General features: G+C 73.9%; 24 protein-coding genes. 8 read left to right on the top strand and 16 right to left on the bottom strand.

Annotated elements, in window-relative coordinates:
- Positions 1-343: 343 nt before the first annotated feature.
- Positions 344-1,336, top strand: a complete 993-nt coding sequence (locus VFZ92_RS22120; protein WP_330877911.1) for a DUF1996 domain-containing protein — start codon at positions 344-346, stop codon at positions 1,334-1,336.
- 9 nt (positions 1,337-1,345) lie between these two features.
- Here the strand turns inward: VFZ92_RS22120 and VFZ92_RS22115 are convergent, their stop codons facing one another.
- Genes VFZ92_RS22115 through VFZ92_RS22105 form a run of 3 tightly spaced genes read right to left on the bottom strand, consistent with a single transcriptional unit; the run spans position 1,346 to position 3,882 of the window.
- The gene (locus VFZ92_RS22115; RefSeq protein ID WP_330877910.1) at positions 1,346-2,038 is read right to left on the bottom strand and encodes a hypothetical protein; all 693 of its coding nucleotides are present in this window, start codon (positions 2,036-2,038) and stop codon (positions 1,346-1,348) included.
- Positions 2,039-2,041: 3 nt separating this feature from the next.
- A complete protein-coding gene (locus tag VFZ92_RS22110; RefSeq protein WP_330877909.1) occupies positions 2,042-2,701 on the bottom strand; it encodes a response regulator transcription factor in 660 nt (219 codons plus the stop codon).
- On the bottom strand, positions 2,698-3,882 hold the full coding sequence (locus VFZ92_RS22105; RefSeq protein WP_330877908.1) for a sensor histidine kinase: 1,185 nt from the start codon (positions 3,880-3,882) through the stop codon (positions 2,698-2,700). Before VFZ92_RS22105 ends, VFZ92_RS22110 begins: the two co-directional genes overlap by 4 nt.
- A gap of 848 nt (positions 3,883-4,730) precedes the next feature.
- Between VFZ92_RS22105 and VFZ92_RS22100 the strand changes: the two genes are divergently transcribed.
- On the top strand, positions 4,731-4,979 hold the full coding sequence (locus tag VFZ92_RS22100) for a hypothetical protein (protein ID WP_330877907.1): 249 nt from the start codon (positions 4,731-4,733) through the stop codon (positions 4,977-4,979).
- Positions 4,980-5,061: 82 nt separating this feature from the next.
- Here VFZ92_RS22100 and VFZ92_RS22095 read toward each other — a convergent pair whose 3' ends face one another.
- The 9 genes from VFZ92_RS22095 to VFZ92_RS22055 form a co-directional block, all read right to left on the bottom strand.
- Complete coding sequence (locus tag VFZ92_RS22095; protein WP_330877906.1) at positions 5,062-6,414, bottom strand: helix-turn-helix domain-containing protein; 1,353 nt, start codon at positions 6,412-6,414, stop codon at positions 5,062-5,064.
- Between the two features lie 61 nt (positions 6,415-6,475).
- Positions 6,476-7,588 carry a hypothetical protein gene (locus VFZ92_RS22090; RefSeq protein ID WP_330877905.1) on the bottom strand — a complete coding sequence of 371 codons (1,113 nt, stop codon included), beginning with the start codon at positions 7,586-7,588 and terminating at the stop codon, positions 6,476-6,478.
- On the bottom strand, positions 7,585-8,514 hold the full coding sequence (locus tag VFZ92_RS22085) for a hypothetical protein (RefSeq protein ID WP_330877904.1): 930 nt from the start codon (positions 8,512-8,514) through the stop codon (positions 7,585-7,587). The genes VFZ92_RS22090 and VFZ92_RS22085 overlap by 4 nt, the downstream gene beginning before the upstream one ends.
- Positions 8,511-9,569, bottom strand: a complete 1,059-nt coding sequence (locus VFZ92_RS22080) for a S66 peptidase family protein (protein WP_330877903.1) — start codon at positions 9,567-9,569, stop codon at positions 8,511-8,513. Before VFZ92_RS22080 ends, VFZ92_RS22085 begins: the two co-directional genes overlap by 4 nt.
- Complete coding sequence (locus VFZ92_RS22075) at positions 9,560-10,576, bottom strand: asparagine synthetase A (protein WP_330877902.1); 1,017 nt, start codon at positions 10,574-10,576, stop codon at positions 9,560-9,562. The genes VFZ92_RS22080 and VFZ92_RS22075 overlap by 10 nt, the downstream gene beginning before the upstream one ends.
- Before the next feature lie 57 nt (positions 10,577-10,633).
- The gene (locus tag VFZ92_RS22070) at positions 10,634-11,416 is read right to left on the bottom strand and encodes an Mrp/NBP35 family ATP-binding protein (RefSeq protein WP_330877901.1); all 783 of its coding nucleotides are present in this window, start codon (positions 11,414-11,416) and stop codon (positions 10,634-10,636) included.
- Positions 11,413-12,456, bottom strand: coding sequence for a phosphotransferase (locus VFZ92_RS22065; protein ID WP_330877900.1), 1,044 nt, complete (start codon positions 12,454-12,456; stop codon positions 11,413-11,415). Before VFZ92_RS22065 ends, VFZ92_RS22070 begins: the two co-directional genes overlap by 4 nt.
- Positions 12,443-12,943, bottom strand: coding sequence for an NUDIX hydrolase (locus VFZ92_RS22060; protein WP_330877899.1), 501 nt, complete (start codon positions 12,941-12,943; stop codon positions 12,443-12,445). The genes VFZ92_RS22065 and VFZ92_RS22060 overlap by 14 nt, the downstream gene beginning before the upstream one ends.
- Positions 12,940-13,776, bottom strand: a complete 837-nt coding sequence (locus VFZ92_RS22055) for a class I SAM-dependent methyltransferase (RefSeq protein ID WP_330877898.1) — start codon at positions 13,774-13,776, stop codon at positions 12,940-12,942. Before VFZ92_RS22055 ends, VFZ92_RS22060 begins: the two co-directional genes overlap by 4 nt.
- Before the next feature lie 372 nt (positions 13,777-14,148).
- On the opposite strand from VFZ92_RS22055, the gene VFZ92_RS22050 reads away from it, so the two are divergent.
- The 4 genes from VFZ92_RS22050 to VFZ92_RS22035 are packed head-to-tail and all read left to right on the top strand — an operon-like array spanning position 14,149 to position 17,846.
- Positions 14,149-15,348, top strand: a complete 1,200-nt coding sequence (locus VFZ92_RS22050; RefSeq protein ID WP_330877897.1) for a pitrilysin family protein — start codon at positions 14,149-14,151, stop codon at positions 15,346-15,348.
- On the top strand, positions 15,345-16,142 hold the full coding sequence (locus tag VFZ92_RS22045; RefSeq protein WP_330877896.1) for a hypothetical protein: 798 nt from the start codon (positions 15,345-15,347) through the stop codon (positions 16,140-16,142). Before VFZ92_RS22050 ends, VFZ92_RS22045 begins: the two co-directional genes overlap by 4 nt.
- A 1-nt stretch (position 16,143) precedes the next feature.
- Positions 16,144-16,782: a histidine phosphatase family protein gene (locus VFZ92_RS22040; protein WP_330877895.1), complete on the top strand. Its 639-nt coding sequence runs from the start codon at positions 16,144-16,146 to the stop codon at positions 16,780-16,782.
- On the top strand, positions 16,779-17,846 hold the full coding sequence (locus VFZ92_RS22035; protein ID WP_330877894.1) for a hypothetical protein: 1,068 nt from the start codon (positions 16,779-16,781) through the stop codon (positions 17,844-17,846). Before VFZ92_RS22040 ends, VFZ92_RS22035 begins: the two co-directional genes overlap by 4 nt.
- Positions 17,847-18,265: 419 nt before the next feature.
- On the opposite strand, the gene VFZ92_RS22030 is transcribed toward VFZ92_RS22035, so the two are convergent.
- Complete coding sequence (locus VFZ92_RS22030) at positions 18,266-18,775, bottom strand: pyridoxamine 5'-phosphate oxidase family protein (protein ID WP_330877893.1); 510 nt, start codon at positions 18,773-18,775, stop codon at positions 18,266-18,268.
- A 494-nt stretch (positions 18,776-19,269) separates the two neighbouring features.
- Here VFZ92_RS22030 and VFZ92_RS22025 point away from each other — a divergent pair, with 494 nt between their 5' ends.
- Together VFZ92_RS22025 and VFZ92_RS22020 are read left to right on the top strand one after the other, a co-directional pair.
- On the top strand, positions 19,270-19,779 hold the full coding sequence (locus VFZ92_RS22025; RefSeq protein WP_330877892.1) for a YbaB/EbfC family nucleoid-associated protein: 510 nt from the start codon (positions 19,270-19,272) through the stop codon (positions 19,777-19,779).
- 35 nt (positions 19,780-19,814) lie between these two features.
- Entirely contained in the window at positions 19,815-21,596 is a 1,782-nt protein-coding gene (locus VFZ92_RS22020) for a hypothetical protein (protein WP_330877891.1), read from the top strand.
- 17 nt (positions 21,597-21,613) lie between these two features.
- Here the strand turns inward: VFZ92_RS22020 and VFZ92_RS22015 are convergent, their stop codons facing one another.
- From VFZ92_RS22015 to VFZ92_RS22005, 3 genes are all read right to left on the bottom strand, one after another.
- Entirely contained in the window at positions 21,614-22,258 is a 645-nt protein-coding gene (locus VFZ92_RS22015; protein WP_330877890.1) for a hypothetical protein, read from the bottom strand.
- 579 nt (positions 22,259-22,837) lie between these two features.
- Positions 22,838-23,083 (bottom strand): hypothetical protein, encoded by a 246-nt coding sequence (locus VFZ92_RS22010; protein ID WP_330877889.1) that lies wholly within the window; start codon positions 23,081-23,083, stop codon positions 22,838-22,840.
- A gap of 57 nt (positions 23,084-23,140) precedes the next feature.
- Positions 23,141-23,839, bottom strand: coding sequence for a hypothetical protein (locus VFZ92_RS22005; protein ID WP_330877888.1), 699 nt, complete (start codon positions 23,837-23,839; stop codon positions 23,141-23,143).
- Positions 23,840-24,062 lie beyond the last annotated feature (223 nt).

Raw genomic sequence — 24,062 nt, 5'->3', positions numbered from 1 at the left:
GCAAGGAATTGTGCTAGTCTGGACGTGGTGTCGCGCGGCTTAGCATGGTGCGGATGTCCCTGGTCCGCATTTATCGGGGCACTAGGCTGAATTCGAATACCGGGAATTTCCCAGTAGGCATTCGGATGATCGGGCACCACTGGCCGCTATTGGCGTGATCAGCATTCACAATGGGTGGGCGCACGTGGCGCGGCCGAGGTGCTGGTGCGCGCGGGCATCCGGGACGGGCTCGCGAATTGGGCCCCGAACGGGCGGCGGCTGGGACTTTCGACTCACGACCCCCGTGGTGCCGCGCCCTACCTTCGGCGGGAAGTCCCGGTTCCCGCGGGTGGAGGAGGAAGCTGTGCCAGGTAAGCGGAAGAGGGTCGGAACCGCCATCGCCGCCGCGGCGGTGGCGGTGGTGGGGCTGGTGCTGGTGCCGAACGGCGGGACGGCGGCGGTGTCGCACTCCGGGCACCAGCACGGCGCCGTGACGATGGCGGCGGGCACGTGGATGCCGGTCGATCAGGCGAAGTGGAACGCGCAACTGGCCGCCTTCCAGGCGATGACGCCCAGGCCCGTGCCGCCCAACCCCAATCGGAACCCCGAGTTCAACGCCACGTGCGCCTACAGCCACTCCGCGCCGGACGACCCGATCGTGTTCCCCGGCCAGCCGGGCGCGTCGCACCTGCACTCGTTCATCGGCAACAGCGGCACCAACGCGCGCACCACGTTCGACGACCTGATGCGCTTCACCGCGTCGAGCTGCCAGCCGGTGCAGGACCACTCGGCGTACTGGGTGCCCACGCTGTTCGAGCGTGAGCAGCCGGTGCAGCCCAAGCAGGTGGTGGTCTACTACGGATCGCTGCTCAGCGACAAGTCGAAGACCGTCCCGATGCCGCAGGGACTGCGGATGGTCGTGGGGGACGCGGCGCGCCAGGTGCCGACCCCGGTCGGCGCGGTCAACCAGTTCTACTGCGCGGGTGGCCCGCTGGAGGGGAGGAGCCGCAGCCGGGACGGCAACTGGCCGGTGTGCGACGGCGGCACGCTGCACTTCACCCTGCGCTTCCCCGACTGCTGGGACGGCAAGCACCTGGACAGCCCCGACCACAAGAGCCACGTCGCGTGGGGTCGGGGTGGTCAGTGCACCGCGCAGTTCCCGGTGCCCATCCCGGCGGTCACGTTCTCCATCTCCTACGCGACCAGCGGCAGTGCGGACGGTTTCCGGCTGGCGTCGGGAATGGCGTCGTCCATGCACGGCGACGGGTTCTTCGCCTGGGACGAGGACGCGCTGGGACACCGGGTGAAGGACTGCGTCGTCCAGGTGGTGCAGTGCAACACCGCGGGCGGGTACTGACCCCCCGCGTCAGCTCAGCACGATCTCGTTGACGTCCGGCGCCGAGCCGGTGTCGTTGAAGAACCTGATCCAGCTGTCCCCGGCGGGCACGAACACCTCGACCGACGTGGTCGCCGGGATCAGCAGGCTCGCCGCGCCGGTGAGCCGCCTGCTCTGCGCGGTGCCGTCGTTCACCGCGACCATGAGCGTCCGCGGTTCCTCCGTCTCGTAGACGATCGTCAGGGTGCGGGTGCCCGCCGCGGGCACCCCGGCGACGCGGACGGCGAGGACGTTCGGACCGCCGATGTAGCCGACCCGGCTGCCACCGCGGCAGCTCGCGCACTCGATGACGCGGGCGCCGCTGCGGAGGTTGGCCGGGTCGGCCGCGTGCACGGTGATGCTCGGGAACGCGGCGGGCCGCGAGGACGTCGCCCCGACGGGTGGTGGGGGAGCGGCCTCCGACGGCGTGACGACGGGTGGGGGGACCACGACCCTGGTGATGACGACGGACGAGGTGACGGTGGACGGGGGCGTGGCGGCGGACGGGGGAGCGGCGGAGGGGGGAGCGGCGGCCTGCGGTGGCGACGTCGTCGGCGCGGGCGGCGGGGACGGCACGACCAGCGGCGGCACGAGCACCGCCGTCGCCGCGACCCCGACGGCGAGCACCGTCCACCCCAGACGCCGCAGCACCACCCGGCCGTCCCCGCCGCTCTTCCGGTCCACCCGCTACCGCCTGCTCGTCCAGCGCAGGACGGCCTCGGTGCGGTTGCCCACCCGCAGTTTGGTGAACGCGTGGTGCAGGTGGTTCTTCACCGTCTTCTCGGTGAGCACCAGCCTGCGGGCGATGGCCGCGTTGGACAGCCCCTCCGCCACCAGTCCCAGGACGTCCTCCTCGCGCCTCGTCAGCCCCCACCGGATCCGGTGCTGCCGCTGCCGCTCCAGCTGGTCGTGCCGCGCCCGTTCCCGGTCGGCCTGCTCGCGCACGGCCGCCACGGCGACGGCCGCCGCCGGAGCGGACAGCCAGCTCTGGCCGCGCGCGACCGCGAGCACGGCCCGGAGCAGCTCGTCGGGGTCGAACTCGCCGTGCACCAGGTAACCGCGCGCGCCACCGCGCAGCATCCCGCCCACCAGGTCGGGGTCCGCGTCGCTGGTCAGCACGAGCACCGAGGTGCACCGGCGCAGCTCACCGAGCACCGACAGCCCGTCCGCGACGGGCATCCGGTGGTCCAACAGGGTCACGGCGGGGCGCAGCCGTCGCGCGCTGGCCACCGCCTGCCGCCCGTCCCCGGCCTCGGCCACGACCCGCGTGGACCCGGTGCCGTCGAGGAAGCCGCGCAGCGCGGCTCGCACGATCGGGTTGTCGTCCACGACCAGGACGTCGATCACGACGCCAGCCGAACCGGACCGTCGACGGGCACCGACACCTCGACCGTCGTGCCGCGACCGGGCCTCGACGTCACGTCCAGCGCGCCGCCCGCGTGGCGAGCGCGTTCCGCCATGCCCACGATGCCGTAGTGGTTCCCGGCGGTGAGGGCGGAGAGGTCGCCGGGCACGCGGAAGCCGTCGCCGTCGTCGTGCACGCGCAGGCGGAGCCGGTCGGTGTGGGTGAGGGTGACCGTGATCCGCTCGGGGCGGCCGTGCCGCACGGCGTTGCGCAGGGCCTCGTCGAGGATGCGGCTCAGCTCGTAGCGCACGTCGGCCGGTGGGTCGACCGGTGCGGCGGTGAGGTGCACCGCGACCCCGGACGACTCGCCGCGGTGCTCGCAGATCCGCCGCAGCGTGGCGGCGAAGTCCTGGTCGGGGGCGTCCAGCCGGAGCCCGGTCAGCAGCTCCCGCGCCTCACGGGCTGCCGCGACGGCTCCCCTGGACACCGTGCTCGCGAGCTGCTCGGCGAGTTCGGGGTGCCTGCGCAGCGAGGTCGGCAGCGCGAGAGCGGCGAACGAGACGCCGCGCAGGGTCTTGCTGACCGAGTCGTGCAGTTCGCGCGCGAGGCGGGCGCGTTCCGAGGCGGCGGCCGAGCGCTGGGCCGAGGCGACGACGTCCACGGAGAGGTCGACGTACCGCCCGAGCGCGCCGGTGGCGACCGCGGCGGCGATCCCGGCGAGGACGTCCACCGGCGGGAAGGCCAGCGCGAACACGGCGAGGTGCGGGTTCGGGGGGCCGGTGAGCAGCAGGTGACCGGCCACGGCGTAGCCGAGCGCGGCGTGCGGCACCCAGAGCACCAGCCCGCGCACGCCGAGCACCACCCCGCCGAGCGCGCACGCCCCTGCCGCGAAGCAGAAGAAGGGCACGCCGCCGCGGGAGGCGACCAGGACCCCCAGCACCACGACCGAGTCCACCAGGACCACGGGAACCGGGTGCCGCACCACCTCGGGGCGGCGGGCGAGGACCACGAGCCCCGCGGCCGTGCTGACCAGCACCACGACGAGCACGGCGAGCGCCGTCCGCGGATCGGGGAGCACCCGCAGCCCGACGCCCGCGGCCGTCAGGGTGAGCGCGGCCCGACCGAGCAGCACGGCGCGGCCGAGCGCGGCCGCGGCCACGACCCGGTTGGCGGGGAGAGTCACGCGCCTACCACCTCCCGCCACTCCACATGACCTCGTCGTCGAGGCGACAGCACTGAGGGTGACAGCACTGTAGCGCAGATCGACGTTCTGAGAGAGCGCTCTCTCGGGAGGGAGGAGCTGGTCGACATCACCCTGATCGATAATTTCAGTGTGAACTGAAAATAATCTCGGCCAGCAGCGGTGCCCGCGCACCCACCTCCCGGCTGGGGAACGGGGACGTGGTCACGCGGGCGGCGTGACCGCCCACTGGACGAGGGTCGTGGCGTACCGGGCCGGGTCGACCTGGTGCACCACGTGCACCGCGTCGGGCATCGACTCGTGGTCGACGGACGAGCCAGCCTGACGCGCATCGGCGGTTCCGATGAGCGGAACGCCGGTACCGGTCCGTCGCCCAGGGCGGCCCGCACACGGCGAACTGGGCCTCGAACGGGCCCTGGCCGCCTTCGGGGAGGCGTCGCCGCTCCACGCGCTCGCGGCGCGGGTGGGCCCGCCCAGGAGCACCGCGTCGCGGCTCGGTCACGATGGCCGTGGTCGTCGAGCGCCTGTCGGCCAGGGGCGCGGCGGCGGTGGAGCACCGCGTCGGCAACCAGCTCCCCTGGCGCGGACGGGCATCGGCATCGCCCTGGGCACTGACCGGGGTCCGTCCACGGTGGACGTCGTCGCCCCGCGAGGCTCGCCCGGCCCCCGGTGGCCAAGTGGGACGGTGGTGCCGGTCCGGGGAACGGCACGGGAACGGGGCAGGAACGGCCGGTAGCACGGTGGTTCCAGGCGGCCGACGGCCGCCGGCGGGCCACCGGGTGCTGGAGCGGCCTCGGTGGTCTCGGTCCCGGAACCCGAGAGGATGTCCCATGGTGCTGGTGAGACACGCCGATCCCCGGTCGCTGTTCGCGGTCGGGCAGGTCGAGTGCGACCCCGGTCGTCTCGTGCCGAGCGGTGCGCGGAGGGAGAAGGTCCAGCGGGGCGTGGTGTCCGCGCTGCTGCTGGCGGTCGTGGTGGCGGTGGGCGTCGACGACGCGACGCACCTGCCGGACGGCGGGGCGGGCGGCACGTCGACCGCGGGGGCGCCGAGCCACCGCGAGACACCGCTGTGCTGCTGACACCTCCGTGACCCGGAGGTGAGGCGGGCGCGCCGGGATCGACCGCCACGCACGTCGGCGACGTCGACCCCGAGGGGCAGGCTCAGCCGTTCGCGGCGGACGGGCGGAGCGTCCCGGCGGTGAGGCGGCTCCGGTGCCCCATCAGCCTCATGCTGTGGCGGTAGGCCTGCACGGCGCGTTCGCTCTCCCCGCTCTCCTCCAGGATCTCGGCCAGCTCCGACCACGCGAACGCCGCCTGCCGGGTGGCCTCCGAGGCCTCCAGCAGCAGTGCTCCGCGCTCGCACGCGGCCTGGGCGCCGGCGCGATCCCCTTGGCGCAGGTGGGCCGCGGCGAGGACGAGGTGGGCCCGAGCGCTCTCCAGGCGGTGCTCGGGGCCGAGGACGTCGAGTGCCCGCGAGGCGTGCAGGACGGCGCTCCCGCTGTCGCCCAGCATCACGTTCGCGCGGGCGAGCGCGGTCTCGGCGTGCGCGACGTCGATGCTGCTGCCCAGTTCGGTCAGCACGCTGACGCTCTGCTCCAGGAGCGATCTCGCGGTCTCGACCTCCTGGTCTCCGGGGTCGGACTGGAGCAGGACGCTGGCGTAGGCGTTGCGGATGCGGGCCAGCGCGCGCTCGTTGTCGCCCTCGGAGTAGATCGCCACGGCTTTCGTGATCATCGAGAGCGCCTCGTCCGACCGGCCGCGGCGTTGCAGCACCACGCTGGCGTTCCAGTAGGCGGCGCCCAGCGCCTTGCGGTCGCTGATCAGCCGCGCCTGCTCGACCGCTCGGGAGGCGAGGTACCCCGCCCGGTTCAGGTCACCGCGTTCGGCGTAGATGCCGATCAGGGTGGACAGCAGTTCCACGGACGCCGTGGTGGGCGGCAGGTCCAGCTCCTCCAGTTCGGCGATGGTGCCCTCGGCGACCTCGACGGCGTGCGAGAGGTCGCCCAGTTCGCGGTAGCAGCGGCACAGCGACATCACCAGGGCCAAGCGCTGGTCCAGGCCCGGCTCCTCGGTGATCGCGCCCTGCCGCAGTTCCTCCAGCAGGGCCGTGGCCTCCTCCAGCCTGCCCGTGTGCTCCAGGCACTGGGCCACGCCGAGCGTCGCGGAGGTCCACAGCGACCGGTGCTCGGAGGGGGACAGCGTCGCCCGCACCTTCTCGTAGCCGTCCAGGGCGGTCTCGGCGTCGCCGTTGCGCAGGGTGAGTTCGGCGTACCGGAGTTCGATCTCCAGGTCGGTGTGGTCGGGCTCGTCGACGCCGTTGAGCAGGTAGCCGGGGGTCCGGCCGAGCCGCTGAGCCAGTTGGGCGAGGACGTCACCGGAGGGGACCCGCTTGTCCGACTCCAGCAGCGAGACGTAGCTCGCCGACAGCTCGGGCCGCGCCAGGGCCTCCTGCGACATCCCGGCCGCGCGGCGGAGCCGCCGGATCCGCGCGCCCACCGACTCCGTCGTCGACATCCGGTTCTCCTCCGCGCCTCGGCCTCCCCGCCCCAGTATTGTGACCGGAGTTCCCCTGCTGTCAAGCTGGATCCTGACTGTGGTCATGGCCGGTGGTGACACGCTCGCCGTCCAGGACGGTGTCGAGCAGTGCCTCGGTGGCCGCTCCCAGGTGGTGCATGTCCTGGGTGAGCCGGTAGCACGGGACGGAGCTGACCAGGGTGTCGGTGATCGCGGCCCTGCGGTCGGTCCTGCTGTCCGGGTACCAGTCGGCGAGGAACGGGTCGTAGGACAGCGCGGCCCTCTCGGAGTGGTCGGCGAGCGCCGTCCGCGCCTCGGCGGGCGACAGCCGCCGGACCGCCTGCCCGTCGGCGGAGTCGACGAAGGCCGGGAAGACGACCGCGTCGAGCGTCCCCGAGGCGAGCAGCCGACTGCCGGTGACCTCGGCCAGCTCCTGGCACCGCACCCACACCATGGGCGGCACGGACGGGTCCGGCCCGACGGCGGTCCGCTGCTCGTGGTGCAGGCCGGGGAAGCTGTTGGCGGGGTGGGTGGCGCCGCGCAGCAGGCCGCGCAGGGCGGGCCACCCCTCCGCGAGCGCCAGGAGGGAGTCCGTGCGCACGTTGACGCTGCGGGGGAAGCCGAGCCCGCGCAACCCCGGTCCGTCGCCGTCGCTGACGACCAGGTCGTCGTTCGACACGAAGTCCGCCCCGCCGTGCAGCAGCGCGCTCAGGATGCTCGACGTCTTGCCCGACCTCTTCCCGCCGACGAAGGCGATGCCGCGACCGCCGACCTGGACGAGCCCGCCGTGCAGGAACAGCTCGCCGTCGGCGAAGTGCTCCCAGCGCAGCAGGTTGCGGACGCACCGGAGGAGCTGCTGGGTCCGCCACGGGGACGGATCGCCGCAGACGGCGACCGTCCGGCTGGACCGGTGCGCCCACAGCACCCGGTCGGGCTCGTAGGGGGAGGAGTAGGCGACCCGCGTCCAGCCCCGGCCCTCCGGGGCGGCGGTGAGGGCGAGCACCGCGGGGCGCGGGCGGCCGTCGCGGTCCCCGGCCGGGGTGACGGCGAGGAACGGCTCCGCGAGGCGGAGGAGGTCCGAGAGGGTCGCCTCGTCGCACGTCACGTCGACGTGGTGCCGACCGGTCGACGAGGAGACGACGGAGGTGGTGCGGACGCACGGGAGGATCGTCACGGCGACACGTCCTTCGCTGACGAGCGCGGCGGGTCGACCGCCGCCAGGTGCCGGTCGAGGAGGTCGAGCAGCGGCGTCGTGCGACCCCAGGGGGCCACGGCGTGCAGCGGCTCGGGGCTGAAGCGCTCGGCGTACGCGAGCACGACGTAGGCGTGGAACGCGGCGTACAGGTGCAGCCGCCACCGGGGCGCGCCGCTGCGGCGGGCCAGGACGGCCTCGCCCCCGGTGCCCGCCCAGTGCAGGAGGGACTGGCCGTGCGCGGCGGCGGGATCCCCGCCCCACAGCACCGGGAGGTTCACGCACACGAGCCCGTCGGCGCCGATCACGAAGTTGCGGTTGTTGACGTCCGCGGCCACGAGCCGCGGCACGGGCGCGGCGGCGTCCAGCAGCGGTGCCGCCGCCGTCAGGACGGTGTGGAGCGCGGCGTGGCGGGCGCGGGCGAGGGCGGGAGCCTTGCGGCGCTGCTCCTCCAGGTAGTCCAGGAGGAACGACGACCACGTCGGCCACGGCGCCCGCAGGTCGTCGGAGAGCCTGCCGAAGCCGGTGACCGCGATCCCGGCGACGTCGTCCAGCAGGTCGGCGAGCTGCCCGGCCCACTCGGCGACCGGTCCCGGTCCGCCGAACGCCTCGGCGAGCAGCGGTCCCTCCACGTACTCGGCCAGGACGAGGTGCGTGCCGTCGGGGTTGCGCGACAGGGCGAGCACGGGCAGGGCGCGACGGCTCCCCCGCTCCGCCAGGTAGCGCCGCACCGCGCGCTCGGCACCCGGCTGGCTGGAGCCGTCGAGCAGGTGCTTGACGGCGAACCCGCCCCCGTTCGCGTCGTGCACCCGCCACACCCGGCTGTTCGAGGTGGACAGCAGGACGGGCGTCGAGGTCGGGCCCAACCGCTCGGCGACCCACGTGGTGATCTCGGCCAGCGACGTCATCCCGGCCTCCCGTTCCCCGGTGGCACGAGGAGGACCTCGGGTGCGCCCCGGCCGGGCACGGGCGCGCGGACCTCCGCCACGGCGCCGATCGGCAGGGTCAGCACGGGATCGGTGTGGCCGAACTCGCAGTCGGCCACGACGGGCCCGGAACACCGGCGCACCAGCGGTTCCAGCAGTCGGCGGCTCAGTCCCGGCGTCCACTCGCGCCGGTGGTCCTGGGCGAAGCGGCCGACGAGGAGCGCGGCGGCGCCGTCGAGCAGGCCGCTGTCCGCCAGCACCGCCACCGCGTCGCGCACCCCGTCCGCCGACGCGGAGTCCGACTCCTCCAGGCACACCACGTGGCCGTCCCACCGGACGCCCGCGTGCAGGCCTGCCCGCAGGTCGTCGGCGAGGGTGGCGACGTTCGCGGCCACCAGCGGACCGGTGGCCAGGCCGGGGACCCACGCCGTGCGCGGGGCCGGGCCGCCGACGGCGCGCGGCCGGTCGTCGTGGGAGTCCCAGGGCAGCGTCTCCACCACGACGTCGTCGGTGGACGGCAGTGCGCGGTCACCGTCCTCATCGGACAGACGCGCCCACGCGGAGTCCCAGGTGAAGTCGAGGGTTCCGCCGTGCTCCCCGAACTGCGGCAGCGCGGCCGGTCCGTAGTAGGTCGTCCAGCCGAGGCGGTGGTAGAGCCACAGCAGCAGCGAGGTGGTGTCGCTGTAGCCGACCACCGACGTGGGCGAGGCCGCCAGCACGGTCGGGTCCAGGTGCGGCAGCACGTCCCTGGTGCCGACGCCGCCGACGGTCGAGAACACCGCCCGCACGGCGGGGTCGCGCACCGCGGCGGTGAAGCGCTCGGCCCGCACCCGCGCCGGACCCGCGGTGCTCCCGGAGTCGAGCAGGACCGTCGGATCGGTCCGGGGGACCAGGCCCCGCTCGCGGAGTTCCCGCTCCGCGCGGGCGAGCCGCCGGGGGCAGCGGGCCGCCAGCGGACCCGACAGCGAGAGCAGCGCGACCTCGTCGCCCGCGCGCAGCCGGGGCGGCGTCACGGCCGCGCGGGCGGTCACATCCACGTCGGCACGCCCTTGAGGCGCGGCATGAGGTGGAGGTCGCGGATGTCGTCGTGGCGCAGCACCCACGCCAGGAACCGCTCCAGACCGAGGCCGAAGCCCGCGGTGCGCAGGGGTGCCAGCTCCTTCATCCTCAGGTACCACTCGTAGTTCGCGGGGTCCACGCCGTGCCCGACGATCGCCCGCTCGGTGGCGGCGCGGGTCGTGTGCCGCTCACCGCAGCCCGCCACCTCGCCCAGGCCGAGGAGCAGGTCGGCGCACAGCGCGGTGCCGTCCTCCCCACCCGCCTGGTAGAACGGCACGGAGTTCGCGGGCATCCGGCTGAGCCACACGACCCCGCCGAACCGCTCGATCAGCTGGAGCTCACCCGCCCTGGTGATCGCCCGCACGCCGGAGCCGCGGTCCTCCACGTGCTCGGGGTCGACCAGGGCGCACGCGTCCTCGAAGGTCACCTCGGGGAACCGGGTGCGGCCCGCGATGTCGACCACGTGGTCGAGGCCCCCGGCGAACGCGGCGACGTCGTCGGCGGCGGGGGAGTCGAGCAGCCGCGAGCACAGCGTGGTGACGTGGTCCTCCACCAGCCGCATGACGTCGTCCAGGCCGCCGGTGATCTCGGCCTCGGAGTGGAAGAACTGGTTGAGGTGGGTGCTGTCGGGGTCCTCGCCCCGGAACGTCGGCATGATGTAGTAGGCGCCGCGCAACCCCATGCGCAGCATGAACTCCAGCTGGAACTGCATGGAGTCCGCCAGGTACGTCGGGTCGCCGAACAGGTCGATCCGCACGGGCAGGCTGTCGCTGCCGAGCCCCATGGGGCTGGAGACCGAGTTGACGGTGATCGGCATCAGCACGGGGGCCACGTCGCGCGCCCGGTAGAAGTCCCCGGTGGCGTGGACGAGTTCGGCGTTGACCCTGGTGATCAGCCGGAACCACGCGCTGCTCAGCGTGGTCTCCAGGTCGTGCCCGGTGCGGGCGGTGGCGGTGAACGGGATCGGGGCTGCTGTGGTGCTCATGTCGACACTGCCTTCCTTCGGGACTGGGTTGGGTTCGTCGCTCCGGAGCGGCGCTGCTCAGGACGCGGTGCGGTGGGCGCCGTCCAGCGCGTCGAGCAGCGCCGCGAAGGCCGCCCTCGCCGCGGGGTCGGCGCCACCGGCGAGGGGCGCGGAGGGGGTGCCCCGCTCGGCCCCGGACGCCATCGCGGGCAGCAGCGGGAGTTCCACCAGGCGCGTGCCCGCGCCGCCGGTCTCGTCCAGCAGGGCTCCGGCCAGCCCGGAGTCGGGGAAGGGCTCGGTGCGGGCTCCGCAGCACGGGCACGGGAAGTACGCCATGTTCTCGACCACCGCCGGGACCGCGATGCCGAGGCGGGTCAGCATCGCGAGGCAGCGGCGGGTGTCCTCCAGCGCCATCCTCTGCCGGGTGGTCACGACGACGGCCGCCGCCACGTCGAGCAGGTCGGCGAGCGCCATGTGGATCTCGCCGGTGCCGGGGGGAGTGTCGACCACCAGGGTCTCGACGTCGCCCCAGTCGACGTCGCGCACCATCTGCCGGAGCGCGCCGCGCAGCACCGGACCCTTCCAGGCCAGCGCGCGCGAGGCGTCGGCCAGCAGGCCGGTCGACATGAGCCGCACGCCGCCGCGCACCACCGGGCGGATGCGCCCGTGCCGCACGGCGGGCCGCTCCCTGACCCCGAACAGCACGGGCAGGCTCGGGCCCTGGAGGTCCGCGTCGAGCAGCCCGGTGCGGACGCCGCGGGCGGCGAACGCGGTGGCGAGGTTGGCGGCCACGGTGGACTTCCCGACGCCGCCCTTGCCGCCGCACACCAGGACGACCCGGACCGCGGGCAGCGCGGTCATCGTGGCTCCCCGACCGCGGTCGCCCCGGTGAGCAGGGCGAACGTCCTGACCCACGTGTCGAGGTACGCGGGGGAGGTGTCGAGGTCGTCGCGCAGCAGGCCGAGGCAGGTCAGCTCGACCCACACCGCGCCCAGCGCGTGCGGCAGGCACTCCCGCTCGGCCGGGGAGAGGGGCGCGACCTCCTCGTAGGCGTCGAGGAACCTCCGCACGGCGGCCCGGTCGACCGGTGACCGCTGGTGCGCGGCGAAGTTCGTGGAGTCCTCCGCGTAGCCGAGGACGCAGAACGTCAGCAGCGCCTCGGCGACGTCGTGCAGGCGCGACTGGACGTCGCAGTTGTCGAAGTCCACCACGGCCGCGACCCGGTGGTCCTCGGTGAACAGCAGGTTCCACGGGTTGAAGTCCCCGTGCACCGCCGTGGTGGGCAGCGCGGCGAACCCGGCCGCGGCGGCCTGCCGCTCGACCGGCGCGAGGAGTTCCTCGAGGACGGCGGCGGCGTCGGCCGCGTCCGGAACCACCTTGCGCAGCAACGCGATGTGGTCGGCCGCGAGCGTGAACACGGTCTCGCGCGGCGCGTCGGCGTCGGTCACCGCGGCGGTGTGCAGCCGGGCCAGCACCAGGGCGGCCGACCTGACCTGCTCCGGGTGCGCCCGGTACCTCAGCCCGCTGACGTGGTCGAAGAGGACGAAGTGCTCGTCGCCGAAGGAGGTCCACAGGTCGCCGTCGCGGGTGGGCACCAGGCGCGCCACCGGCACACCGGCCAGCCGCAGCGCCTCCTGGATCCGGGTGGACGCGGAGATCTGCCGCGGGTCGTCGCAGTACCAGGGGACCTGCTTGAGGAAGTACCGCCGGTCCCCGGCTTCCAGGACCGCCTTCTTGCTGGTGTCCGACCGGACGTCCAGGAGGGTGCAGCGGTCGCCGTCGAGGAGGATCGGGAGGAAGCAGTCGGCCTCGGGGAGGGCGTACCGGTCGACGACGAGCCCCAGCACGCGGTCGTCGAGGTTGAGGAAGTCCTTGAACGTCGGCTTCTCACGCACCGGCACGGGCCGCACCCCCCACCGCGACGGGCGCCGCGGCCCCGTCGGACGTCACCCGCCCGCGGATCCGCTCGGCCAGTTCGACGTACGCCTTCGTCCACTCGGGAGCGTCGGACTCCGCGACCTCGCGCGCTGTCAGCCAGGCGAACCCGGCGACCTCGGACACGTCGCGGACGACGGGCTCGGCGTCGGGAGCGGGGGCGCAGAACACGACGTTCACGACGCTGGTGCCGTTCGGGAGGGTGAAGTGCGCGCTCGTCACGTAGTGCGGCGCGCCGACGGGCTCCAGGCCCACCTCCTCGACCGCCTCCCGGCGCAGCGCGTTCTCCAGGACGGCGCCCGGCGCCTCGTCGTGCTCGACCTTGCCGCCGACCAGCGCGAGCCGCCCCGCCGAGTGGCGCTCCCCGCCGCCGCGGCGGATCAGGAGCCACCGCCGCCCCCGCCACAGCGCGACCTCCACGTTGCAGACGTGGAGCGGGTCGGGGGTGCTCATGCCGCGCTCCGGCGTCCGGCGATGAAGATGTTGTTGCCGCGGGCGGCGAGGTCGGGCTCCAGGGCGAGCTTCTTCTCGATCGCCAGGACGTCGGCGAAGACCTCCGGGTCGCCGAGCAGTTCGACCACGGCGGGACTGGACCCGTCCAGCCGCGTCTCCTGGCGCGAGGGGTAGACGGCGCTGGGGAAGCCGGTGAGCAGGTCCACCCGGCAGCCCGCCGCGCCGTAGAGGCCGATGAGCTCGTCGGGGCTGAACAGCCGCAGCGGCGGCATGTCGTCGGTGAACGTGGAGACGCCGGTGGTGGCGGCGCTGCGGGCGGCCTCCAGCCTGCCGACGGCCAGGTTGAAGTAGACGGCGTGGTAGCGGTTGGGTGCCAGCGTCACCAGCGCGCCGGTGTCCGACAGCAGGCCCGCCAGCGAGGTGAGGACGGCGCCGGGGTCGGGCAGGAACCCGATGACGTTGTGGAAGTTCCAGATGACGTCGAACCTCCGCCCGCGCACCTGCTCGGGGAGGTCGCCGAGGTCGCCCCTGACCAGTTCGAGCCGGTCGGCCCGGTCGCCCGTCCGCTTGGTCTCGGCGACCGCGAGCATGTCGGGGGAGAGGTCCACCAGGACGCCGCGGGAGCGCGGGTAGGCGTCCAGCACGCGCCGGGTCCAGCGCCCGGTGCCGCCGCCCGCGTCGAGGAACGTGAAGTCCTCGGGCAGGTCGTCGAGGTAGGTGGTGGTGAGGGTGTGCCACAGCAGCTCGTCCGACAGCCGCCAGTAGACCTGCTGGTCCACCTCGTCGTACCTGTCGGCCTTCTGGTGGAAGTAGGAAATGACGTCGGTGGACAACGGATCCCCAATCTCTGGCTCGGAGGCGCGTGCGTCCACCAATCGTGACTGGAGTCAAGAATGTAGTCAAGCATGGTCTCAAATTCGAATGACTAGAGGCTTGACTCGTGTCATGGGTCTGGCTAGCTTGGTGTCGTCGAGAGCGGCCGGGCGGCCGGGGAACGGCGCAGGCGGCACTCGGCTCGCGATCACCCTCACCGGGAAAGGAGGCCAGCCATGACCCGCAACCACTCCGCCGGACTTCGTCCGCGCATCACCAAGCTCGTCGTGAAGAAGGCTGCCTAGGAGCAGCCGGACGGGGTTGCGCGTCGGCCCCTGTCGACGCGCAACCCCGTCACAACACCCGACCCGACCGCGGGAGGACTGATCCCCTTGCACCGCACGCGCGAGAGCGGCGCGGACGCGCTCCTCACGGAACACCGCCCGTGGCTGCGGACCACCACCCTGTGCGTGGCGCTGGCCAGGGGAAGCCGGGACGACCGGCCCGGCAGGGCAGGCGCGGCGCACCTGTTCGAGCACCTCGTCATGTCGGCCCGCGGCAGCGGAACGGCACTGACGGACCTCGTGGAGGAACGCGGCGGCACGGCCAACGCCACGTCCGGCAACGAGCTGACGCTGTACTGCGCACGGGTGGACAACGAGGACGCGCCGCGGGTCGCCTCCGCGCTCTGGCGGGCCGTCGAGAACCCGCTGATCACCGAGGCGGACCTCGCACGGGAGAAGGGCGTCGTCGCCCAGGAGATCGCCACCGCCCGCGCCGACGCCGCCGACGTGGTGCAGGACGCCTTCCTCGCCGACCTCTTCGGACCCCACCCGCTCGGCCTGCCGGTCGCGGGCGACCTCGCCGACGTCGAGCGCTTCAGCCTGGCCGACGCCGAGTCCGTGCGGGCCGAGGGCCTGCCCCGGCACCGCGTCATCGTGGTCGGCGGCGCCGAGCCGGACCGGGTCCGCGACGCCCTCCCCGCGCACGCCCTGGTGTCCGCGGGCACGGCGCGCACCCCGGGTCCGCCCGCGCCCCGCGCCGCCGCGGACCCCGACGGCACCCGGTGGCCGAGGGACGAGGACTTCGCCTGGGTCGCCGTGGGCGGCCGGGCCGTCCCGGCCCACCACCCCGACCGGGCCGCCTACACCGTGCTCGGCACGCTGCTCGGCTCCAGCCCCGCGTCCTCCCTGTACCGCGAACTGCGCGACGAGGCCGGGCTCGCCTACGCGTTCCAGGCCTGGTCGTCGCACTACTCCGACGCCGGTGCCTGGCGCGTGCTGATGGGGGTGGAGACCGCGAACGCCCCGAAGGCCGTGGGCATCGTCGAGGGCCTGCTGCGCCGGATCGCCCGCACCGGCCCGACGGCCGCCGAGCACGCCACCGCGGTCCGGCAGGCCGTCGGCCAGTGCCTGCGCGACGCCGAGGACCCGTGGCAGCTCGCCGTCGACATCGCCCTGCACGGCGACGTCGGCGACCACCCCTGGTCGCCGGAGGCCGAGCGCGACGCGCTGCGGCGGGTCGCGGTCGACGGGGTGCGGGCCGCCGCGGCCCACGTCGCCGACTCCCTGACGGTGGCGGTGAGGGCATGACGGCCCGCCGCGCGTACCTCGACGCCGCCGAGGAAGCGGGACTCCTGCACCGCGCGGGCGGGCTCGTCGTCATCGCCGACCCCGTCGAGGACCCGGTGACCGGGCGCAGGCGGTGCCTCGTGGAGCACGTCGGCGGGGATGGACCCGACCCGGCCGTCCTGCTCGGCGTCCTGCGCGACCGCTGGCCCGACTGCCAGGAGGCGCTGGTGCGCACCGAGGCTCCGGCCGGGCCGCTCGGGTCGCCGTTCGTCCCGTACCTGACCTACGTGGTGCGCGAGCCCCCGCCGCCCGGCGCCCCACCCGCTCAGACCGGGCCCGTGCTGGTCCGGGCCGGGACACCGGGGGACCGGGCCGCGATCACGTCCATGCTCGCCGAGGCCTTCGACCGCGCCGTCGGGCAGCACGGGCACCGCGCCGACCCGGCCGCCCTCGCCGCCGCGGCCGAGTCCGTCGTGGACGACCCAGCACGCGTCACCTACGTCGCCGAGCGCGACTCCCGCGTCGTCGGCCACGTGACGCTGCTGACCGACACGACCGACGACCCCACCGGCGCGCGGTACGTCGAACTGCTGGACGTGCTGGTCCGCCCCCTGACCGACCGCGAGGCCTCCCGGCGGCTGGTGGCCGCGGCCGAGGCCCACGCCGCCAGGACCGGCACGCCGCTGATGGGCCACGTCGTGCACGTCGCGGACGACCCGGCGCACGCCGAGCGCACGCTGGCGGTGCTGGGGCGTGCGGGCTGGCGGATCGCCCACCACTACTCGTGGGCCGACTTCGGTCGGGGAGGTGGCTGAGGTGCCCACCGAGATCTGCCTCGTGCGCCACGCCGCCTACGACGCGGCCGACGGCCGACGGTCGGCCGACGGCCGCTGGGACCCGCCGCTGTCGCCGGAGGGGCGGCGGCAGGCCGACGCCGTGGCCGCCCGGCTCTCCGCGTTCACCTGGGACCACGTGCGCAGCTCGCACCTGCTCCGGGCGACCGCCACCGCCGAACGGATCGCCGAGGCCTGCGGACGACGTCCCGACCGGGACCCCGCCTGGGCGGAGTTCTCCAAGGGGGAGCTGGAGGGGTTCGGGCCGACCGGCGTCGACCCCGAGGAGCACGCGCGCCACTGGCGGGACGGCGACTGGCGGGCCTGGCCGGGCGGCGAGCGGCGCACCGACTTCCGCGAGCGCGTCCTCACGGCCCTGCACGGCTGCCCCGCCGGGGCCCGGACGGTCGTGGTCACCCACGGCGGTGTCGTCAACGAGGTGCTGTGCGCCCTGCTGGGCGGGCCCCCTCGCGCGCTCTTCCGCCTCGACTTCAGCGGCGTGACCCGGATCGGCCTCGACCGGGGCCGCGCCGTGGTCGCCGCGGTGAACGACACGTGGCACCTGGAGGACTCCCTGTCGGTGCCCCTGACCGTCTTCTCGTCGAAGGACGTGGTCCGATGATCGGGCTCGACCACCTGTACGCGGCGGCGGACCTCGCCCCCGACGAACCGGTCCGCAGGCTGGTCCGCGCCCTCGGCCAGCGGTTGGCGCCGCTCGTGCTCAGCGCGGCCGTCGCCGAGGGGCACGCCCCCGGCCCGCTCACCGCGATGCTGCTGGACCGCCAGCGGCGTCGGGCCCACGTGTACGCCGAGGCCCTGCGGACCGTCCGCGCCGTCGCCGATCCCGTCGTGCTCAAGGGACCCGCCCTGGCGGAGTTCTACCCGTCGCACCTGCGCAGGCCGGTCGGGGACCTCGACCTCGTGGTGGACTCCGAGGAGGAGGTGTGGGCCGCCGCGCGGCGGCTGGTCGACACCTTCGGCGCGACCCCCTCGGTCTTCACGCTGATCGGGCACGGCGGTGCGGAGCACTGCCTCGTGGGCCTGGACTGGCCGTCCGACGACCCCCTCTGCGAGTCCGACCTCGAGGTGGAGATCAGCACCTTCGCCTACGCGGGCGACCAGGCGGGCCTCCCGCTGCGCGTCGGGTTCCCGGCGTCGGTGCCGATGGCCCAGCTGTTCGCCGTCGCGGAGGAGCGGTGCCAGGGACCCTTCACCGTCAAGCACGCGCTGGACTGCGCGGTGCTGCTGGCCGCCCACCCCGATCTGCTGGTCGGGCGGGGGGCGGAGGACTCGATCCGCGCCTTCCACCTCGCCCCCGAACTCCGGGAACTCGTCGCCTCGGCCGAGGACCTGGTCGGCGTCGCCGTCCGGGGGTCCCTCGACGTCCTGGCGGACGAGGAGCGGGAGCGCCGCCGCCGGGCGGGGGCCGCCGACGGTCCGAGCCGGTCGGGCGGTCGCTGGGCGAGCGCCGCCGACGTCCGCTTCGGCGTGCTGCTCCACGGCTACGCCCGCGGCGGGGTCCGCCACCGCGCGGGCGGACCCGCGCCCGGTGGGGACCTCGTGCACACCCCCGTCGGCGACTTCCTCATGCTGGACGGCGTCGAGGTGGCCGCCGCCGACGTGGAGGCCTCCCGCGAGCTGAGCGCGGACCTGCGGTCCGCCGCGACCTCGACCCCGGTGGTCTGAGGCGGCGGCCGTCGAGGTCAGCGCCCTGCGCCGGGTGTTCACCCAGCGCCGCGGGCCCGACCGCGCCGCCCTGGACGGGATCGACCTCCGGATCGGGGAGGGCGAGGCCTCGGCCTGCTCGGCCCCGACGGCGCGGGCAAGACCACCCTGCCGAGCACCCTCCTGCTGCCCACCTCGGCCGGGTGCTCGTGGCCGATCCCCTGGTGCTCGTCCTCGACGAACCCACCAGCGGCATGGACCCCAACGCGGCCCGCGGTTTCCGGGCGGCGGGTCTCGCCGACCGACTCGCTGGTCGTGTCCCGAGGCCGCACCGGCTGGTCGACGGGATCCTCACGTCGGTGGTCACCCTCGGCGTGGTGCCGGCCGCGCTCTCCGGGCTGGGCATCCGCCTGCCCGAGGCCCGAAGCGTTCCTCCCGAGTCACCCGGCGGGCCGCCAGAACTGCCGGGGCGCGTACCCGTCGCGCCGCAGCCAGTGCTCGGTGTAGACGATCCGCTCGGCCTCGACCACGACCAGCGGCCCGGTGGGCGGCTCGTCGAGCGGCAGGGACCGCTCGACGTGGTCGGACTGCCACCGGAACGCCGACCAGTGGTGCTCGTGGCCGGGGTCGCCGGGTTCGAGCACCCGAGCCCGGCCGAACACCTGCGCGCCCCGACTGCTGGCCTGCCCGACCAGCGGCGCGAACACCCCGACGGACACGCGGGGATCGGCGGCGATGTTGCGCATCTTCGGCGACCGGGCCGCCGCCGTGAACATCAGCGCGAAGTCGAGGTGGTGGTAGCGGACGGGTGTCGCCAGTGGACCGTCCACGCCGGACGTGGCCAGCACGCACATGTTCTGCGACGACAGCAGGTTGAGGATCCGTTCGGACAACCGGTCGTGGTCCAGCCGCTTCGTGGGAGCCGGTCCGGCCAGCCAGGGGTTCGTCACGGGCATGGACAACCCTAGCGGAGCGCCTCGCCGCGCCGTGTCGACGCCGCGGCCGGATGCGTTCGCGAACACCCCGCGTGTCTTCGGGCACCTTTCGGTGTACATCCAGCCACATTCGGCGGGAAAGTCGCGAAATCCCGAATCGAGCGTCTTCACTCCCGTGGTGGCGGAGCCGGAACGGGAATGTCGGCTGCCCGCGGGACGCCGTCGTGGACGAGAGGTGGAAATGGGTCGATCCACCGTTATCCGGACAAAGTCACCGGGTTCGGAGTCCACTTCGTCCTCCGGCGGTCTCCCGAGGTGAACAACGTCACCCGCTTTCGGGCCGCGAGCACGCGACCCGGTGAACCTCCGGCGGTGTCGGCACGTGCACCTGGTGGACGTCACCGCGTCATCTAGCAGGACGATCGTTCGGCTAGCATCCCCGTCGCCGCTCCAGCGGTGAATTCGTCGCCGATCAGGACAGCGCACCGGTGCCGCCGCAGGAGGCTTTTGTGAATCCCCAGCAATGGTTGGACGAGTTCGAGGCCAGGCTGGCCGACCTGAAGAAGAAGTCCGAGGACCTCCAGGAGAACTTCACCGCCTCCAACGCGACGGTCACGAGCAAGGACGGCTCCGTCACCGTCACCGTCGGCCCCAACGGCGGCTTGCAGAACCTCCAGCTCGGCCGCCGCGCGATGGAGATGAGCGCCGCCCAGCTGACCGCGGCGATCCTCCAGACGGCCTCCCTCGCCCAGCGCCAGGCCGCCGAGAAGGTGCTCGGCGTCTTCCAGCCCCTCGGCGAGGGCACCGAGGCGATGTCGATGGTCAGCGACGCGATCCCGGCCGACGAGACCGAGGTGGACGAGGACGCGGACATCAACCACGTCGAGGTCGAGGCCGAGGAGCCCGTCGCGCCGCCACCGCCGGTCCACCGGCCCGCACCCGGCGCGCAGCCCGTGCGCCCGCCCGGCAGGCCGCGCCCCGCGGCCGACGACGCGGACGACGACAACCAGCCGTGGTGACCGGCTCCGGTCTCGACAGGAAGTAGGAAGCGACGATGGCCGAGACGCCGATCGACTCCCCTCCCGGTATGCACATCACCGAGGAGAACAAGCTCAAGGGCACCCTGTTCGTCGAGGCCTTCGGCGGCATGATCGACGCGATCAGCAAGGACGCCGAGACCGAGACCGAGAAGGCCCTCGACATCACGTTCAACGCCATCGGCGCGGCCTCGTCGATGGTGATGTTCGCCATGGACCCCCTCGGGTCGCTGATCGGCGCGGGCATCGGCTGGCTGATCGAGCACGTCAGCTTCCTGCGCGACGCCCTCAACCAGGTGATGGGCAACCCGGAGGAGATCCAGGCCAACGTCGAGGCGACCAAGGCCAAGGCCGTGGAGCTGCGCGTGCTGGCCGAGGACCACCGCAGCGGCCTGGCCACGTTCGACGGCTGGACCGGCAAGTCGTCGGAGACCTTCAAGGCCAGCATGGACCAGATGGGCGCGGAGCTCGACCAGCTGGCCAGCGCGGTCGAGACCAAGGCCAAGATCGTCGGGATCACCGGCATGCTGGTCACCGTCCTGCGCGACATCATCCGCGACCTGATCTCCCAGCTCCTCGGCTCGCTGATCGGCGGGGCGCTCATCGCGGCGGCCACCTCGGTCATCACCTTCGGCGCCTCCATCGTCGCCTTCGTCGGCTTCGCCGTCGGCAAGGCCGTCGCGCTCGGCACCAACATCGCCGCCCGCATCGCGCGCGTGGTGGCGTCGCTGAGCAGGCTCGTGGGCAAGATCGGCAACCTCGACGACGTGATGGCGAAGGTCAGCAAGGGCTGGGACCGCTTCGACAACGCCGCCGACGTGGCCGAGATCAGCTACGAGGGCTACAAGGCCTCCGACGACGTGGACGACGCCATCAAGAAGGGCGTCGACGACGACAAGCAGACCGACAAGGTCACCGCGGCCAACGACAGGGCCAAGGAGGCCGCCGCGAAGTACGAGGAGGCCAAGGCCAACGAGATCAAGCAGGCCGACGAGGCCAAGGCCGCGGGCGACAAGCTCGGCAGCGCCTCGGACGAGTACTCCGCGGCCAACGACAAGCTCAGCTCGGCGGCCGACGCGGTCAACGCCGCCGCCGCGACCGGCGACCAGGCCCAGTACGACGCGGCCAAGGCCAAGTACGACTCCGCGAAGGTCGAGGCCGACGCGGCCAGGGCCGAAGCGGCCTCCGCGGCGGACGCCGCGGCCAAGGAGAGCCGCGACGTGAGCGACGCGGCCAAGTCGAGCTACGACGCGTTGCAGGCCGCGAAGCCGTCGGAGGACGCCGCCAAGACCGCCTACGACGAGTACCGGGCGAACAACCCGGCCGGTCCGAGCGGGGCGAACCCGGCGCAGACCGCCGCGGAGACCGACCTCAGCGGCAAGAACGACGCGGCCAAGGCGGCGAACGAGTCCTACGAGAGGGCGAACGTCGACTTCGCGGCCAAGAACGCCGAGGCGGCCGAGGCGAACGCCAAGGCCTACCAGTCCGGGTCGGAGGCCGACATCAAGGCCGCCGAGCGGGCGAGCGACAGCGCGACCGCCGCGGGCGCGAAGGTCGAGGCCGCGGCCGCGGAGGCCAAGACCACCGGCGAGGCCGCCAAGACGAGCTACGACGAGTACCAGAAGAACCACTCGTCCGGCACGCCCGCGCCGACCCAGGCGCCCGCGGACCCGGTGCAGCACGCCAGGGACGTCAACGCGGGCACCAGCATCACCGACGCGGGCAAGGGCGACGCGTTCTTCGGCGGCGCGAGCGATCCGTCCAAGACGGACGTCAACGGCCCCACCGTGCAGGTCTAGGCCCACCAGCCAGCCGCTCAGCGCACCACTTGGAGAGAACCGGTCATGGCTGTCAACTCGGGTAGTCCCAACGTCAACCCGAACGCCACCCCGTCGGTCACCACGAACCCCGCACCCCCGCCGCCGCCCGCGGGGATCGGGTCGGGACCGACGGGGAACTCCGGCTTCTCCCAGAGCGAGTCGACGATGAGCGGCCTCCAGAGCCGGGCGGGCGACATGCAGTCCCGGCTCAGCTCCATCTCCAGCGGCCTGCGCGGGCTCAACCTGGGCATGGGCGCGCTGGGGCCGATCGGCCTGTTCGCGGTGCCCGCGCTGAACAACTCCAATGACAACGCTGTCGCACAGGCCGAACGGGGCTCGAAGGCGTTCGGGGACGTCCAGCAGGGGTTGAAGGCCACCCAGCAGGTGACCGTCTCCACCGACACGAACAACGCGTCCGCGTTCCGGAAGATCGACCCGAACAACAACTTCAAGCCCGTGCCGGGCGGGTCGAACGCCATCGCGTCGGGGCCGAAGCAGGCCGGGGGACAGGTCTCGCAGAGGCCGACCATCCCCGGCGGGCCCGGCGGCGCTCCCCCGTCCACGCGCCCGGCGGGCGGCCCGGTGGTGTCGTCCGCGCCGACCGTGCCCGGTGCGGGTGCGGGCTCGGGTCCGCGCGGCACCGCCGGAGGTCCGGGAGGTCCGGTCGTCGGCAAGGCACCGACGATCCCCGGTGGCGGTGCGACCGTTCCCGGTGGCAAGGCCGGTGGACTCGGGGGCGGTGCTGTCGGTGCGGCGCCGACGATCCCCGGTGGGGCGAGTGGCGTGCCGGGGGGCAAGCCCGGTGGGTTCGGTGGCGGTGCTGTCGGTGCGGCGCCGACGATCCCCGGCGGTGGGGCGACCGTTCCCGGTGGCAAGGCCGGTGGACTCGGAGGCGGTGCTGTCGGTGCCGCACCGACGATCCCCGGCGGTTCGGCCTCCGTTCCCGGTGGCAAGGGCGGGCTCGGTGGTGGGGGCGTTGGCGCGCCGCCGACGATTCCCGGTGGGGCGAACAGCGCGTCCGGTGCCAAGCCCGGAGGGTTCGGCGGGGGACCGGTCGGCGCGACGCCCACCGTTCCCGGTGCGGGCGGGAGTGCGACGCTGCCCACCTCGGGTGCCGGTGGGGGGCCGAGGAACGTCTCCGGCGCGTTGAACCCCGGTGTCCAGACCGGTCAGGTCGGTGGGGCCCCGATGGCTCCCGGTGGCGGTGCGTCGCCCGGTGGTCAGTCGACGGACCGGAGCAGCAAGTTCACCGCGCCGGGTGCGGCGAAGGGCGCGTTCGACCTGCCCAAGGCCCCGGTCGGTGACGGCACGATCTCCAAGGCACCCGTCGGCGGCTCGGGCGCGCCCGCGTCGTCCGTTCCCGGCGGTGCGTCGATCCCGAAGCCGACCGTCCCCCCGTCCGCGTCGGCAGGCGTGACGACCCCCGGTTCCGCCGTGCCGACCCCCGGTTCCGCGGTGCCGAGCACCGGCGTCCAGCCGGGTGGTGCGCCGATGGCTCCTGGCGGTGGTGCGTCGCCCGGTGGTCAGTCGACGGACCGGAGCAGCAAGTTCACCGCGCCGGGTGCGGCGAAGGGCGCGTTCGACCTGCCCAAGAGCCCGGTCGGTGACGGCACGATCTCCAAGGCACCCGTGGGCACGCCCGGCGCCAAGCCCGCTCTCACCCCACCGGTGACTTCCGGGACCTTCACCCCACCGGTGTCCTCCGGGACCAGCGGCATCGAAACACCGAAGCCCACCGGCACGCCGTCGTTCGGCCCACAGCCCACCGGTTCGCCGCTGTCCGGTTCGCAGTCCGCTGGTTCGCCGCTGTCCGGTTCGCAGTCCGCTGGCACGCCGTCCAGCCCGCAGCCCACTCCGGCGGGCCCGCAGGCACCCGCCGCACCTCCGGCAGCGGGCCCGCGACCCGACGTGACCACTCCTGGTTCCGCCGCACCGAGCACCGCTCCCCAGCCGAGCGCGCAGCCCGGTGCCCAGCCGGGAGCCGCCCCGATGGCTCCCGGAGCGGGCGCTGCCGCACCGGGTGGCCAGCCGACGGACCGCAGCAGCAAGTTCACCGCGCCCGGCATGTCGAAGGGCTCCTTCGACCTGGCCACCAGCCCAACCGGCGACGGCACGATCTCCAAGGCCCCGGTGGACAAGCCGGGCACCCCCCTGCCCAGGCCCGAGACCACGCCACCGGTCTCGCCGGCACCGCCGAAGTCCGGCGGCCTGGGCGGCCTCACCCCACAGCCGAGCACCACCTCACAGCCGAGCACCACCCCACCGCTGTCGACCGCACCCACCGACGCGACGAAGTCCGGCGGTCCAGCCGGATTCGGCCCGCAATCCGGCGCCACACCACCGGTGCCGACCGCACCGGCTCCGGTGTCGACCGCGCCGGCGGGCACTCAGCCTGCTCCGGTGTTGACCGCGCCGGCGGGCACTCAGCCTGCCCCGGCATCCACC

This window comes from Umezawaea sp., assembly GCF_036375055.1.
Lineage (GTDB): Bacteria > Actinomycetota > Actinomycetes > Mycobacteriales > Pseudonocardiaceae > Umezawaea.
This window is presented reverse-complemented; position numbering and strand designations above follow the sequence as displayed.